14 protein-coding genes, 15 tRNA genes and 2 rRNA genes are annotated in these 13,534 nt (G+C 41.3%); 26 read left to right on the forward strand and 5 right to left on the reverse strand.

What is annotated here, in order from left to right; genetic code table 11:
* The 19 genes from QI30_RS13670 to QI30_RS13760 form a co-directional block, all read left to right on the forward strand.
* Nucleotides 1-192, forward strand: a 23S ribosomal RNA gene (locus QI30_RS13670); the annotation flags it as partial.
* 119 nt (nucleotides 193-311) lie between these two features.
* A 5S ribosomal RNA gene (gene rrf, locus QI30_RS13675) occupies nucleotides 312-427 on the forward strand.
* Nucleotides 428-447: 20 nt separating this feature from the next.
* A tRNA-Asn gene (locus QI30_RS13680) sits at nucleotides 448-524 on the forward strand.
* A gap of 15 nt (nucleotides 525-539) precedes the next feature.
* Nucleotides 540-631 (forward strand) — tRNA-Ser (locus QI30_RS13685).
* Between the two features lie 57 nt (nucleotides 632-688).
* Nucleotides 689-763: transfer RNA gene (locus tag QI30_RS13690), tRNA-Glu, on the forward strand.
* 4 nt (nucleotides 764-767) lie between these two features.
* A tRNA-Val gene (locus QI30_RS13695) sits at nucleotides 768-843 on the forward strand.
* A 19-nt stretch (nucleotides 844-862) separates the two neighbouring features.
* Nucleotides 863-937, forward strand: a tRNA-Met gene (locus QI30_RS13700).
* Between the two features lie 2 nt (nucleotides 938-939).
* A tRNA-Asp gene (locus QI30_RS13705) sits at nucleotides 940-1,016 on the forward strand.
* Between the two features lie 18 nt (nucleotides 1,017-1,034).
* A tRNA-Phe gene (locus QI30_RS13710) sits at nucleotides 1,035-1,110 on the forward strand.
* A gap of 3 nt (nucleotides 1,111-1,113) precedes the next feature.
* Nucleotides 1,114-1,186, forward strand: a tRNA-Thr gene (locus QI30_RS13715).
* A 7-nt stretch (nucleotides 1,187-1,193) separates the two neighbouring features.
* Nucleotides 1,194-1,277: transfer RNA gene (locus QI30_RS13720), tRNA-Tyr, on the forward strand.
* Nucleotides 1,278-1,282: 5 nt separating this feature from the next.
* Nucleotides 1,283-1,356 (forward strand) — tRNA-Trp (locus tag QI30_RS13725).
* 67 nt (nucleotides 1,357-1,423) lie between these two features.
* Nucleotides 1,424-1,499 (forward strand) — tRNA-His (locus QI30_RS13730).
* Nucleotides 1,500-1,503: 4 nt separating this feature from the next.
* Nucleotides 1,504-1,578: transfer RNA gene (locus QI30_RS13735), tRNA-Gln, on the forward strand.
* 3 nt (nucleotides 1,579-1,581) lie between these two features.
* Nucleotides 1,582-1,656 (forward strand) — tRNA-Gly (locus QI30_RS13740).
* Nucleotides 1,657-1,675: 19 nt separating this feature from the next.
* Nucleotides 1,676-1,749 (forward strand) — tRNA-Cys (locus tag QI30_RS13745).
* 29 nt (nucleotides 1,750-1,778) lie between these two features.
* Nucleotides 1,779-1,860 (forward strand) — tRNA-Leu (locus QI30_RS13750).
* A gap of 144 nt (nucleotides 1,861-2,004) precedes the next feature.
* Nucleotides 2,005-2,736 carry a hypothetical protein gene (locus QI30_RS13755; RefSeq protein ID WP_126991179.1) on the forward strand — a complete coding sequence of 244 codons (732 nt, stop codon included), beginning with the start codon at nucleotides 2,005-2,007 and terminating at the stop codon, nucleotides 2,734-2,736.
* A gap of 177 nt (nucleotides 2,737-2,913) precedes the next feature.
* Nucleotides 2,914-3,396 carry a GGDEF domain-containing protein gene (locus tag QI30_RS13760; RefSeq protein WP_158621039.1) on the forward strand — a complete coding sequence of 161 codons (483 nt, stop codon included), beginning with the start codon at nucleotides 2,914-2,916 and terminating at the stop codon, nucleotides 3,394-3,396.
* A 37-nt stretch (nucleotides 3,397-3,433) separates the two neighbouring features.
* On the opposite strand, the gene QI30_RS13765 is transcribed toward QI30_RS13760, so the two are convergent.
* On the reverse strand, nucleotides 3,434-4,114 hold the full coding sequence (locus QI30_RS13765) for a gamma-glutamyl-gamma-aminobutyrate hydrolase family protein (RefSeq protein WP_126991181.1): 681 nt from the start codon (nucleotides 4,112-4,114) through the stop codon (nucleotides 3,434-3,436).
* 121 nt (nucleotides 4,115-4,235) lie between these two features.
* On the opposite strand from QI30_RS13765, the gene QI30_RS13770 reads away from it, so the two are divergent.
* The 3 genes from QI30_RS13770 to QI30_RS13780 all read left to right on the forward strand — a co-directional run bounded on the left by QI30_RS13770 (nucleotide 4,236) and on the right by QI30_RS13780 (nucleotide 7,350).
* A complete protein-coding gene (locus tag QI30_RS13770; protein ID WP_126991182.1) occupies nucleotides 4,236-5,156 on the forward strand; it encodes a S66 peptidase family protein in 921 nt (306 codons plus the stop codon).
* A 212-nt stretch (nucleotides 5,157-5,368) separates the two neighbouring features.
* Nucleotides 5,369-6,457, forward strand: a complete 1,089-nt coding sequence (locus QI30_RS13775; protein ID WP_126991183.1) for a mandelate racemase/muconate lactonizing enzyme family protein — start codon at nucleotides 5,369-5,371, stop codon at nucleotides 6,455-6,457.
* Complete coding sequence (locus tag QI30_RS13780; protein WP_126991184.1) at nucleotides 6,445-7,350, forward strand: NlpC/P60 family protein; 906 nt, start codon at nucleotides 6,445-6,447, stop codon at nucleotides 7,348-7,350. Before QI30_RS13775 ends, QI30_RS13780 begins: the two co-directional genes overlap by 13 nt.
* 215 nt (nucleotides 7,351-7,565) lie before the next feature.
* On the opposite strand, the gene QI30_RS13785 is transcribed toward QI30_RS13780, so the two are convergent.
* Both QI30_RS13785 and QI30_RS13790 read right to left on the reverse strand, forming a co-directional pair.
* The gene (locus QI30_RS13785; RefSeq protein ID WP_126991185.1) at nucleotides 7,566-8,078 is read right to left on the reverse strand and encodes a hypothetical protein; all 513 of its coding nucleotides are present in this window, start codon (nucleotides 8,076-8,078) and stop codon (nucleotides 7,566-7,568) included.
* 11 nt (nucleotides 8,079-8,089) lie between these two features.
* Entirely contained in the window at nucleotides 8,090-8,779 is a 690-nt protein-coding gene (locus tag QI30_RS13790) for a B3/B4 domain-containing protein (RefSeq protein ID WP_126991186.1), read from the reverse strand.
* A 59-nt stretch (nucleotides 8,780-8,838) separates the two neighbouring features.
* Between QI30_RS13790 and queG the strand changes: the two genes are divergently transcribed.
* From queG to QI30_RS21130, 3 genes are all read left to right on the forward strand, one after another.
* Nucleotides 8,839-9,972, forward strand: coding sequence for a tRNA epoxyqueuosine(34) reductase QueG (queG, locus tag QI30_RS13795; RefSeq protein WP_126991187.1), 1,134 nt, complete (start codon nucleotides 8,839-8,841; stop codon nucleotides 9,970-9,972).
* Nucleotides 9,973-9,987: 15 nt separating this feature from the next.
* A complete protein-coding gene (gene trmL, locus QI30_RS13800; protein ID WP_126991188.1) occupies nucleotides 9,988-10,464 on the forward strand; it encodes a tRNA (uridine(34)/cytosine(34)/5-carboxymethylaminomethyluridine(34)-2'-O)-methyltransferase TrmL in 477 nt (158 codons plus the stop codon).
* Nucleotides 10,465-10,548: 84 nt separating this feature from the next.
* Entirely contained in the window at nucleotides 10,549-10,683 is a 135-nt protein-coding gene (locus QI30_RS21130; RefSeq protein ID WP_255411574.1) for a hypothetical protein, read from the forward strand.
* Nucleotides 10,684-10,718: 35 nt separating this feature from the next.
* Here QI30_RS21130 and QI30_RS13805 read toward each other — a convergent pair whose 3' ends face one another.
* Nucleotides 10,719-11,120, reverse strand: coding sequence for a hypothetical protein (locus QI30_RS13805; protein WP_126991189.1), 402 nt, complete (start codon nucleotides 11,118-11,120; stop codon nucleotides 10,719-10,721).
* Between the two features lie 89 nt (nucleotides 11,121-11,209).
* On the reverse strand, nucleotides 11,210-12,514 hold the full coding sequence (locus QI30_RS13810; protein WP_126991190.1) for an NCS2 family permease: 1,305 nt from the start codon (nucleotides 12,512-12,514) through the stop codon (nucleotides 11,210-11,212).
* 160 nt (nucleotides 12,515-12,674) lie between these two features.
* Here QI30_RS13810 and QI30_RS13815 point away from each other — a divergent pair, with 160 nt between their 5' ends.
* On the forward strand, nucleotides 12,675-13,523 hold the full coding sequence (locus QI30_RS13815; protein WP_126991191.1) for an aldo/keto reductase: 849 nt from the start codon (nucleotides 12,675-12,677) through the stop codon (nucleotides 13,521-13,523).
* Nucleotides 13,524-13,534 lie beyond the last annotated feature (11 nt).

Raw genomic sequence — 13,534 nt, forward strand, 5'->3', positions numbered from 1 at the left:
GGCATCGCTGGGTAGCTATGTGTGGACGGGATAAGTGCTGAAAGCATCTAAGCATGAAGCCCCCCTCAAGATGAGATTTCCCATTACGCAAGTAAGTAAGACCCCTGAAAGACGATCAGGTAGATAGGTTCGAGATGGAAGTGCAGCGATGTACGGAGTTGACGAATACTAATAGGTCGAGGACTTAACCAAATATTACTTTCATGTCACAGTTTATCCAGTTTTGAAAGAACAATTATTTTATCATAATAAAAAAGTGTTGACTTATTATTATTAAATGATATAATTATTTTTGTTCTTAAAGAAAATAGTCTAGTGATGATGGCAAAGAGGTCACACCTGTTCCCATGCCGAACACAGAAGTTAAGCTCTTTAGCGTCGATGGTAGTTGGGGGGTTCCCCCTGCGAGAGTAGAACGTCGCTAGGCTGTAATTCTTTTTTTACTATTCCGCTGTAGCTCAGTTGGTAGCAGCATCTGACTGTTAATCAGAGGGTCACAGGTTCGAGTCCTGTCAGCGGAGCCATTATTATGATTTCTCGGAGAGTTGTCCGAGTGGCCGAAGGAGCACGATTGGAAATCGTGTAGGCGGGTACACCTGTCTCAAGGGTTCAAATCCCTTACTCTCCGCCATATTCTTCACGACACTCAGAACTTATTTATATATAGAAATTAAAAGATTTCTCTGATGGCCCCTTGGTCAAGCGGTTAAGACACCGCCCTTTCACGGCGGTAACACGGGTTCGAATCCCGTAGGGGTCACCATTTTGGAGGATTAGCTCAGCTGGGAGAGCACCTGCCTTACAAGCAGGGGGTCGGCGGTTCGATCCCGTCATCCTCCACCATTTAAATTAATATCATTATCGCGGGGTGGAGCAGTGGTAGCTCGTCGGGCTCATAACCCGAAGGTCGCAGGTTCAAATCCTGTCCCCGCAACCAATGGTCCGGTAGTTCAGCTGGTTAGAATGCCTGCCTGTCACGCAGGAGGTCGCGGGTTCGAGTCCCGTCCGGACCGCCATTTTAAAAATTTAATTGTGGGTTTGTAGCTCAGTTGGTAGAGCATTAGATTGAAGCTCTAAGTGTCGGCGGTTCGATTCCGTCCAAACCCACCATTTGCCGGTGTAGCTCAGTTGGTAGAGCAACTGACTTGTAATCAGTAGGTCGAGGGTTCGACTCCTTTCGCCGGCATATATTTGGAGGGGTAGCGAAGAGGCTAAACGCGGCGGACTGTAAATCCGCTCCTTCGGGTTCGGCAGTTCGAATCTGCCCCCCTCCACCATTTATAGGGGCATAGTTCAACGGTAGAATAGAGGTCTCCAAAACCTTTGGTGTGGGTTCGATTCCTACTGCCCCTGCCAATTTAATTAAACCTATAACGTTTAGGTGATTGTTTGACAGTCACCGAGACAAACATATAATGTAATGGCGATTGTGGTGAAGTGGTTAACACACCGGATTGTGGTTCCGGCATTCGTGGGTTCGATTCCCATCAGTCGCCCCATTATTGGGGTATAGCCAAGCGGTAAGGCAACGGATTTTGATTCCGTCATGCCCAGGTTCGAATCCTGGTACCCCAGCCATATGCGGAAGTAGTTCAGTGGTAGAACATCACCTTGCCAAGGTGGGGGTCGCGAGTTCGAACCTCGTCTTCCGCTCCAATTTTATATTTTTAATGATGGCGGCATAGCCAAGTGGTAAGGCACAGGTCTGCAACACCTCTACCACCGGTTCGAATCCGGTTGCCGCCTCCATTTTTTTATTTAATTTAACTTTTATATATGCCGGTGTGGCGGAATTGGCAGACGCGCACGACTCAAAATCGTGTTCCGTAAGGAGTGTCGGTTCGACCCCGACCACCGGTATCAAGGTTTATATAGACTCTAATCCATTGTGATTAGAGTCTTTTTTTGTCGATATTTTCGTATCTATTCCAAATGAATGGTTTGATGAGACCAAAATTTGGTAAAATAGATATAAGTTAAAAGTCGTGTGTAAGGAGATTTTAAATGGAAAAATTATTTACACTTGAAGAGCAACAGCGTAAATTTTTATTAGCACAACAATCTTTTAAAGATGGAGACTATCATATAGCAGAACCTTTGTTTCGTTTAGTTATTGAAAGCGCATTTCAACACGAGGACTATGATATGTATGTATCTGCGATGGTATGGTTAGAGCGTATTTTAATTAATACGAGTCGTATGTCTGAGGTATATCCATATATTATTTTAGTTAATCCATTAATTGAAAAATATGGCTATGAAGAAATTAAAGAACGGCATGAGTTAAGTTGTATTATCTTCAATGCATATAATCGTATAGGACAGCCACAAGAAGCATATAAAAAATTATTATGTGAAGTTTCTGCTAAGGGATATACCGATTTAATTTGTACGGTAGCGAATAATTTAATGTATTACTTTGTAGATATAGGTGAACATCAAGAGGGATTACGTCTTTATTATCAAATGAAGTCATTGTATGAAGACAACACGACAATTAGTCGAATGGCACGTTATATGTTTTGGATTTATTCGTTTGAACTTTTATATTTAAATAAAGATTATGAGGAATGCCAGCGTATTTTAATATGGCTAAAAGAACGCGACATCATCGTTGATAGCTTTTATTTTATGTATCCAATATGCCAGGCGCTATTAGAAATGCGTATGGGATCAATTGATCAAGCACTTACTTATTTTGATGATGGACTAGCTCAAACTGTGGATTTAATGTAAATAAAGTTTGAATTAAACTTAGTAATTAACGTATTAAAAGAAAATGAACGCTATAAGGATGTTATTAAATATCAATCGATTTTAATTGATTTACTAAATGAACATTATGATTTTGAAAATAGTAGTGAACGTACAACCATTATTCAAAATTTTTCACGTCAATTTTATGAATCTCAATTGTATGTCGACCAACTAACAAAAGTACAAAATCGTAATTTTTATGAAGATTTATTAAAGAAGCAGCAGCAAGTAAAGAATTATACATTGTTTGTACTCGATATCGACCGTTTTAAATTAATCAATGATACGTATGGCCATGCGGTAGGTGATGAGGCGATTAAATTTGTAGCCGATCGATTAAAAAGTTGGAATCCTAAACATGATATTTCAATTGTGCGCTATGGTGGTGATGAGTTTATTGGACTTATTCCATATGGCTATGAAGTGGTGGAAGAAGATATTAAGGAGCTGCATGAAAAACTGATGCAAACACCTTTTAAGTTAGCCGATATTGAAACGTTTTCATTATCAGTTAGTATAGGGGTCGCATATACTGCAGGACGTTATCAATTAATTGATCAGCTATTTCGTGTGGCAGATGCAGCTATCTATGAAGCAAAAGTAAGACGCGGACAAGTTGTTGTGAAAGAAATTAAATAAAAAGAGGAAGTCGTACCAAATACGATTTCCTCTTTTTTTAGTGACAAGCATTGACAAATGCTGTGAATAGACGTTTTGAAGCTTCATCATTAAGCTCTTCAGGATGCCATTGTACACCAATGCAAAATGGATGATTTGGATGCTCAATAGCTTCAATGACATGATCATTGGTGGTAGCGCTAATAGTTAAGGTAGACGCAACATCCTTTACTGACTGATGATGGAATGAATTGGTCATAATCGATTCAGCTTCAACAATTGTTGAAAGTTTTGTCTCTCTTACAATGTTTACGGAATGAATTTGTGTCGCACGGTCGGCAGCTTGTTTATGCTGAATGGCTTGTGGTAATTGACGCGGAATATCTTGATAAAGTGTGCCACCTAGCGCGATATTTAAAATTTGCTCCCCGCGACAAATTGCGAGAAGAGGAAGCGTATGTTTGATGGCCGCATGAACTACTGCAATATCGCTGTTATCGCGTGCTACATCAACATGACCCAGTCCAGGAAGTGGATCCTCGTTAAAAAACTTCGGGTGAATATCGTCGCCACCAATAACAAGCAAACCGTCTAGTCGTGATAGTACGTCGTCAATAGGCGTATTGTTTGGAATACAAAGCGGAATCCCGCCTGCTTCTAAAATAGATGTAATATAGCGATTATTAATTTGCTGCGTCCCTTTAGCAGGTTGCATCGTAACACCGATAATTGGCTTCATTTTGTCGTCCTCCATTTCCTTTTTTTAACTATAGCTTAATACTAAGAGGAAAAAAAGTGTCAGAAAGTCGCTTTTTTGATACAGTTAAAAGGGAAGTAAACGATAAAAGGAGTTTTCAGTCATGAGAACAAGACCAGCACATTTACAAGAGGGCGATTTAGTAGGAATCGTCGCTTTGTCATCACCACCTAATATGGATAATTTAACGCGTGGCCTACAGTATTTAGAGGAACTTGGCTTACGTTATATTTTAGGAGAAAGTGTACAAAAGCATGTGCATTATTTAGCGGGTTCAGACCGTGATCGTGCACGTGATTTTGAAGCAATGATTGAAGATCCAGAGGTGAAAGCCATTTTCTGCGCAAGCGGTGGCTACGGGGCTGCGCGTGTCGCAGATAAAATCGACTATATGCTATTAGAAGAAAATCCAAAAATTTTCTGGGGCTTCTCTGATAGCACGTTTTTACACACAGCTATCGGTCAGCTAAGTAATTTAGTAACATTTCATGGTCCAACGATTTCAAGCATTGGTCATGAAGGCTTACCAGAACGTACTAAAATGATGTTTAAGCAATTATTTGCACCAGCAGAGATTTACTACGATAAAAATATTTCGAAGCTAACAACGATTCATGGTGGACGTGTACGCGGTGAGCTTGTTGGTGGGAATTTAACACGTATCGTTAATGGTATCGGCACGAAGTTTGAGCTTGATACGAAGGATAAAGTACTCCTGATTGAAGATATTGGCATTGAGCCAGCGCAAATCGATGAATTATTGAATCAATTAAAGCAGTCGCGTAAACTAGAGCAAGCAGCCGGAATCATTATTGGTGACTTCACATTAGCAGAGCCACGCGACTATCAGGATTCACCATCAGTTGACGCGCTTTTAGATGAATATTTTGCACATATTAATAAACCCGTTGTCAGCGGCTTTAAAATTGGCCATGATGCATTGAATGTTGGCTTACCATTAGGTGTTGATGTTATTTTAGATGCGGATGAAAAGTATTTAGCTGTTTTACCAGGCGTAGAATAATGACAGAGGCTTTGACATACGTGTAAAACAAATACTCCTATGAGCATAAGAAAAACCGGAATCGCGCTGGGGCGCGGTTTCGGTTTTTTCATTGCGAACACTAAAAAAGAAAAATAAAGTGTTTTGTCCAAGCCTCTTTTTTATGTAATGAATTTGTAAAATTCTAAAAATTACGCTACCCTTAGAGAAAGATGTGATAGGGGGATGGACGCGTGATTATTCAACAAATTAAAACATTTAAAAAAGCAGTACCGCTAAATAAGCCGTTTAAAACGGCACTTCGAACAGTGACGGTAGCGGAGGCGATTTATGTCGAGGTGACGCTTGATAACGGCATGAAGGGCTACGGCGAGGCACCGCCAACACATGTTGTGACAGGGGATTCAATGGCGAGCATTCAGTTTGCGATTGAGGAAGTTTTTGCGCCGCAATTAATCGGACAAGACTTACGCTATCACGATCATGTATTTAAACTTTTACATAAAGCAATGGTACGTAATACGAGTGCAAAGGCCGCAGTGGATATGGCACTTTATGATTTACTAGGAAAAGCCGCGAACATGCCACTGTATCAATTTTTAGGTGGCGCACGAAGTGAATTAAAAACGGATTTTACGGTGAGTGTCAATGAACCAGCAGAAATGGCAGCCGATGCACAGCGCTATGTGGAAAATGGCTTTGATGTGTTAAAAATCAAAGTCGGTATTGGGAGCCCTGAGGATGACATTCGTCGTATTCAAGCGATTCGCAAAGTTGTACCCGATGATGTCGTGTTACGCCTAGATGCCAATCAGGGCTGGTCAGCGAAGGATGCTGTCCGTATTATTGGGCGCATGGAAGATTTAGACCTTGGCATTGAATTAATCGAGCAGCCAGTACCTGCACATGACATCGACGGTTTAGCCTATGTGACAAATCATACACTGACGCCAATTATGGCAGATGAGAGTATTTTTTCACTGTACGACGCACGTCGCATTATCGAAGGACGCGCAGCGGATATGTTTAATATTAAGCTGATGAAAGCGGGTGGCATTTACGAGGCGCTAAAAATTAACGCACTCGCACAGAGCTATGATATGACTTGCATGGTCGGTAGTATGATTGAGACGAAGCTTGGCGTAACCGCAGCTGCTCATTTTGCGGCAAGTCAGTCGAATATTTTATATTATGACTTTGATGCACCACTTATGTTAAAAGAAGAAACGGTCGATGGAGGCATCGTATACGATGGTAGCCGAGTGACCTTTACAGATGCACCAGGACTAGGAATTGGGGGAATCAAATCATGTCAACATTAGCAATCGTCAACGTACCCGTCGCAACACTATGGACAGCACCAGGTAAAGCCCGCGAACTAGATGCAGAGGCATTAACCAATCCACAAACATTAAATAAATGGCTAGAAAAATTACCGAAGCCAGAGCGTCTTGATTTATGTGATGGGAATCGCATTCAATCACAGGTGCTATATGGTGAATACGTTTTAATTGATGAGGAGCAGGATGGCTGGGCAAAGGTTTGTGTCGTACATCAAAAGAGTGACAAGGATGACCGTGGCTACCCAGGGTATATTCCAGTAGCACAGCTACAGGAGGCAACGGTGCAAACGAGTGAGCGCTATGTCATCGTAACAGCACCACGCGCACAGCTTTGGCAGCATGGTAAGCCAACCATTGTCGTGTCATTTAATACGATGCTACCGTATGTCGTAGAGGATGATAAGCATTTCACCGTTGAAACGCCACATGGTCTGCAACAAATTTTAAAAGCACAATCGACCGTAACGGCATCCAATGCAGTGGGAAATCCTGGCACGATGGCACAAGCTGTACAGCATGGTCTCGCATTTTTAGACCTACCGTATTTATGGGGTGGGATGAGTTCATATGGCTATGATTGCTCAGGATTTACTTATCAAATGGCGCGCTCTGTCGGTATTTTAATGTCACGCGATGCTGATGAGCAGGCGAAAGAGGGGAAGGAAGTGAATCACCTAGATCGTTCTGAGTGGCAAGTAGGAGATGTTGTTTTCTTCTCAGATGAACCAGGTGTAAAACCGGTGCGTCACGTCGCTTTCTACTTTGGAGATGGTCAAATTCTTCATTCTCATTCAACAGGACTGCCGGTTGAAATTCTCGCACTTGAAGGTTCTAAGTTAGATAAAGAAGTATGCGCAGTGCGTCGCTTCTAATAAAAAAGGATGGCTACTCCAAAGCGGAGTGCCATCCTTTTTTTCATTGGACTGCTGAAAAGATTACACAAATTGTAAACATGCCCATGTCCTTGGTTGGTTAGTGGTCATTGGTCACGTTGTAACTGGGAAAGAGTTATTGGTTTGCATAGTCACCTAGAAAGGTTTGAAAAGCAGTCACAATGCCTCGACAAGGAGTCTCACCTTATCGAAGATTAGAAATATTTATCCTCATCAAAATCAAGCTCGATTTGATAGTTTTTCGCATTTACTGAATTTGATAATTTATGAGCATTGCGCTCGAAAGTTAGTGCCTTCACACGGTACTCCTCTGGGTCAAATAACGCCACTGTATAAATCGGAAGTTCGTCGCTCATATAATCAAGCTCACGTTTTTCAGCGTGCGATAAATTTTTATAAATTTCAGCATGAGCTCGGAACTGTGTTGCGAGCTCAATCGCCTCTACAAGCTTTAATGCCTTCCCGTCAAAGTTAATCGTATGATAGCTGTTCGCCTCATAAATTAAACGGTCAAGTGTACGATTGTCTGCACGTACGTCTAGTAGCTCCGCATCAACGACTTCAAGTGCGCGCGCTGGCTTTTCAGGCGCCGCATCGCCTTCTACTTTCGTATAAGCAACACGATACATTTCAAGCTCAAGCTCTTGAATACGTTTGCGTAAAATACTCTTCAATTTTACTGCCTCTGCTAATGTGATATTTGCCATTTTAAGTCCCCCTATACAGTAGTGGATGCATGGTCCGCATCCAAAACGGTCTTTTCATATTCCCCACCGTTAATTTGCGTAAACATATGTCCAGCCGCCGTTAATAGCTTATCTGCCTCTTCTGTCGACATAGATGGACGTAAATAAAAGATTTGTAAGACGTCCGTTGCGTGCTCATTCACTGCAGTACGTGCAGAATCGACGTATGGGCTCCCAAATGCCCCTGTCGCATCTTTTGCGTAAGCAATCGCATCAAGTGTCGTGAACCGGCCGTTAAGTGCGTCATAGCCCGTTTCTTTCGTTCCTAGTGCTACCGTAATAGCACCGTCTAATTTTGCCACGTCGTAGCTACCGACAGGAATTTCATATTGTAGCGAGAAGAAATTATTTAAATCCACTACTGAATTGACTGGTTGTAAATAATCACCTTTTGCAATGCGGCGTAACATTGCTTCTGTCGAATGACGATAGCGGCTAGGACTTGCGCCAAGTTTTTTCCAGACGTCTCGCCATTCACTAACACCAGCGCGCTCTGTCACAGGGGCATCTTGTAAGTCAAAGTACAAGCTTTCCTGATATAATCTTGTACGTCCGAGAATCATTTGAGGCGATTCTCCCGCTGTAATTTTGGTATAATGTATAATGCCGATTTTAAATTCGGGAATAATTGTCGTTAACGAAGAATCTAAATGAATATGCATCGGATCACCTTTTTCCACGTATTTTATGAAATTGTAACATAGAAGGAGTACACGACGAAATGAATGTACTTACATTACAGCAGGAGCTACGCGATTTTGCGGCATCCATTGGGGTCGATAAAATTGGTTTTACGACGGCTGCACCGTTCGTCGATTTAAAGCATTTGCTGAAGCAACAGCAGGAATTAAACTATCAGTCAGGTTTTGAGGAAGAAAATATTGAGTTACGTACAGAGCCGACGTTACTACTAGAAGAAGCCGCGAGCATTATTGCGATTGCGGTAGCGTATCCATCCCGTATGGAAAATGCACCAACAGGGAAAAAAGGCGCTCGTCGTGGTATTTTTTGCCGCGCTTCATGGGGAACAGATTATCATACCGTTTTACGCGAGAAGTTGAAGGAAATTGAAGGCTTTTTAGTTGAGCGCGTGCCAGGCATTAAATTTCGCTCGATGGTCGATACGGGTGAGCTTGTAGACCGTGCAGTCGCAGAGCGCGCAGGGATTGGCTGGAGCGGTAAAAACTGCTCAATTATCACGCCAGAATTTGGTTCGTATGTCTATCTTGGTGAAATGATTACGAATATTCCCTTTGCGCCAGACGAAGCAATTGAGGACCAATGCGGTGAGTGTACGCTGTGCATCGATGTCTGTCCAACAGGTGCTATCGTGCAGGGCGGCCAGCTTGATTCCAATCGCTGCGTCGCATTTCAGACGCAAACGAAGGGCTTTTTACCAGATGAATTCCGTGAGAAAATCGGAAATCGAATTTATGGCTGTGATACGTGTCAGACAGTTTGTCCAAAAAATAAGGGCAAGAAAAACTGGCTACATGCGGCCTTTGAGCCAGAGCCAGAGCTTGCGAAGCCACTTCTAGCACCATTATTATCAATGACGAATAAGGAATTTAAATCGCAGTTTGGACATATGTCTGGCTCATGGCGTGGCAAAAAGCCGATTCAGCGTAATGCGATTATTGCACTCGCACATTTCAAGGAAGAAGATGCTATGCCACAACTCATTGAGCTATTAACAAAAGATGAACGTCCGATGATTCGAGGAACTGCAGCCTGGGCAATCGGTAAAATTGCTGCAGCAGAAGCAGAAGAAGTGTTGCTGGCTGCATTACAGCTTGAGCAAGACCCAGATGTGTTAAATGAAATCGACAAAGGCTTAACTTTGTTAAAAAATTAGAAGGAAGTTAGAAAAATGTCTTTAAATATTGTATTATACCAACCAGAAATTCCTGCCAATACAGGAAATATTGCACGTACATGTGCCGCTACAAATGTAAGCCTACATTTAATTCGTCCATTAGGCTTTTCAACAGATGATAAAATGCTAAAACGTGCAGGCCTTGATTATTGGTCAAGCGTCGACATTACGTACTATGATAATGTCGAAGAGTTTTTTGAAAAAACAGCAGGTGGCATGCATTACTTTATCGAAACATTCGGTACGAAAATGTATTCAGAGTTTGATTATTCAAATGTAGAAGAAGACATTTACTTCATGTTTGGTAAAGAAACAACCGGTATTCCACGCGAATTAATCGCTGAACGTACGGATATGTGCCTACGTATTCCACAAAGTGAAAATGTTCGTTCAATGAACTTATCTAATACCGCTGCAATCGTTATTTTCGAAGCATTACGTCAACGTGATTTCCCAAATATGATTAAATAAAATGGTAGAGCCTCGCATTTGTGGGGCTTTTTTTATACTTGAAATGGGTATAGATAAGTAAATACGTTTGAGGGGGAATGTCGCATGAAAGAGCGTGAAAGTGGCAATATGGCGAATGACATGGAAGAAGTTGAAGAACTAGGAAAACAAATGGAACAGGTGAGTGAGCAGGCGGAGGAAGCACGTGAGGAAGGCTTGCAGCAAGATCCTGCACAATAAAAAGGGAGACGCCCGGATATGGGTGCTTCCTTTTTTTATGGTTTAAGTGCGGTGATTAAAGCCTCACAAGTCGTTTGGTCAATTTCATAATATGTATCAGGGTCACTGCCAATACTAAGGTAGCCCTCTTTATAAACAGTAACTAATTCAGAGCCACCAGAGCCACCAAGTTTAAAGGATGTACCAGATGTTACATCCGGGTTGCGTAATACTTTCTTTGCTTCTACCATTTTTAAGAGCGTAAGAATGGTATCCGACTGCTTTGTAGATACCGTATTGATTTTATCGTCATCTGTTAGCACATGAGAGACCTTTACTTTTGAAAAATTGACATCTGATAAAATATCTTTTTCAAAGGCGACGGGTTTTGGCATAAACACACTATAGGCAATCGCCGCAATTAAAATGACCGCTAGTAGCAGTATAATTTTCTTCATTACTACACCTCCTTTATTTTCCATATTACCATAAAAAAAGAAGGATTCCTGTTTTTGTAATAGGAATCCTTCTTTAAATGTTTAATATCTTATAAAAATACTAATTGGACAATGAATAATATAGCGAATAAGTAAAGTAGTGGGTGAACTTTTTTCCATTCACCTTTTGCGATTTTTAAGATTGGGTAGGCAATGAAACCAAATGCGATACCTGTAGAAATACTAGATGTTAAAGGCATGATTAACATTACTAGGAATACTGGTAATGTTTCGTCCATTGATGACCAATCAACATCTTTAATTGAGCTAATCATTAACGCACCAACGATAACTAATACAGGAGACGTAATAGCAGCAACGCCTGAAACAGCACCTACTAATGGACCGAAGAGTGAGGCAACGATGAATAAAACAGCAACGGTTACAGCTGTAAGCCCCGTACGGCCACCAGCAGCAACACCAGCAGAAGATTCAACGAACGCAGCATTTGGGCTTGTACCAAACATTGCACCAACTGTTGTAGCGATTGAGTCACCTAATAATGCTTTACGTGCACGAGGCAACTTGCCATCTTCTTTTAATAAGCCAGCTTGTTTTGCGACACCGACCATTGTACCTGTTGTATCAAATAATGTAACTAAGATGAATGAGAATACAACGCCATATAGGCTGTATTCGATAATTTCACCAAATGCTTCAATTGGGTTCCACATTAAAATACCTTCTGGTAAATGTGGTGCTGCAATAATTTTCTCTGGCATGTGTAGCATACCTGTGAAGTACGCGATAATACCTGTTACGAGCATACCGACGAAAATCGCGCCCGGCACACGGCGTACCATTAAAATAACGGTAAATAATAAGCCAAAGAATGTTAATAAGACGCTAGGAGATGTTAAGTCACCTAATGTAAGTAGGTTCGTGTCTTTACTTGCGATAATAACGCCTGCAGAGCGAAGACCTAAGAATGCGATAAATAAACCGATACCTGCTGTAATTGAATATTTTAAGTTGTTTGGAATAGCATCGATTAATTTTTCACGGAACGGTGTTAATGAAAGAATAACGAAAATAATACCGGCTACAAAGACAGAAGCGAATGCCGTCATATAGCTGATTTCGCCTTTTGATGCAAGCACGACAGAGAATGTAAAGAAGGCATTTAACCCCATACCTGGTGCGATTGCGATTGGATAGTTGGCAACAAGCCCCATCCATAATGTACCGATAACAGTTGAAATAATTGTTGCAATAAATACTTGATCACTTGGAACGCCAGCTTGTGCTAAAATCGCTGGATTAATGATGATGATATATACCATTGTTAAGAATGTTGTAATCCCTGCAAGGACTTCACGCTTAACTGTTGTGTTATTTTTTTCTAAGTGGAACAATGGAAACTTCCTTTCTAAATACGAACATTAAAAAAGCCAAATATAATAATATTCGTTTATGACGTAAAAAGCAATGGGTTTAATTGTAATTTAAGTTTTCAGGCAATAATTCGCAAGTAATTAGAAGGATTCGCTATAATAAAAAAAAGGAGTGATGGAAATGTTCACAATTGATTCAACAAAAACATTAGTAAATGGCGTCGATATGCCGCGTTTTGGTCTAGGTGTCTATAAAATGACCGATAAGGACGAGGCAATCGAGGCGATGGTAACGGCGCTTCAGGCAGGATATCGCGCGATTGATACGGCTTCATTTTATGATAATGAAGTTGAAGTCGGCGAGGCTGTACGTCAATCTGGTGTCGCACGCGACAATATTTTTATTACATCAAAGGTGTGGAACAACGACCAAGGCTATGATGAAGCATTGCGCGCATTTGAAGTATCGTTGAAAAATTTAAATATGGATTATATGGATTTATATTTAACCCATTGGCCAAAGCCGGACACGTATAAGGACACATATCGTGCGATTGAGCGTTTATATGATGAAAAGCTTATTCGTGCAACAGGGGTATCAAATCATGAGGCACATAATTTGGAGGCATTATTTGCGCAAGCGAATGTACAGCCCATGGTCAATCAAATCGAATGCCATCCATACTTATCACAAAAAGCACTACAGCAATTTTGCGCCGAGCATCAAATTGCAGTGACAGCATGGTCGCCACTTGGTCGCGGGCGGGCACTACAGGATCCAACGATTTTAAACATAGCAGCGCGCTACAATAAATCAGCGGCGCAAATTGTGATTCGCTGGCATCTACAAAATGACACACTGATCATTCCAAAATCGGTGACACCAAGTCGCATTCGTGCCAACGCGGAGGTATTTGATTTTGAATTAACTAAAGAAGATATGGCATTAATGGATTCACTTAATAAAGATGAGCGTACAGGGAATCATCCAGATTTATTCCCATACGATGACCCAAAATACAATCGTTAACGAAAAAACAC

Origin of the sequence: Candidatus Kurthia intestinigallinarum (assembly GCF_003991225.1) — a bacterium.
Classification (GTDB): Bacteria; Bacillota; Bacilli; order Bacillales_A; family Planococcaceae; genus Kurthia; species Kurthia populi.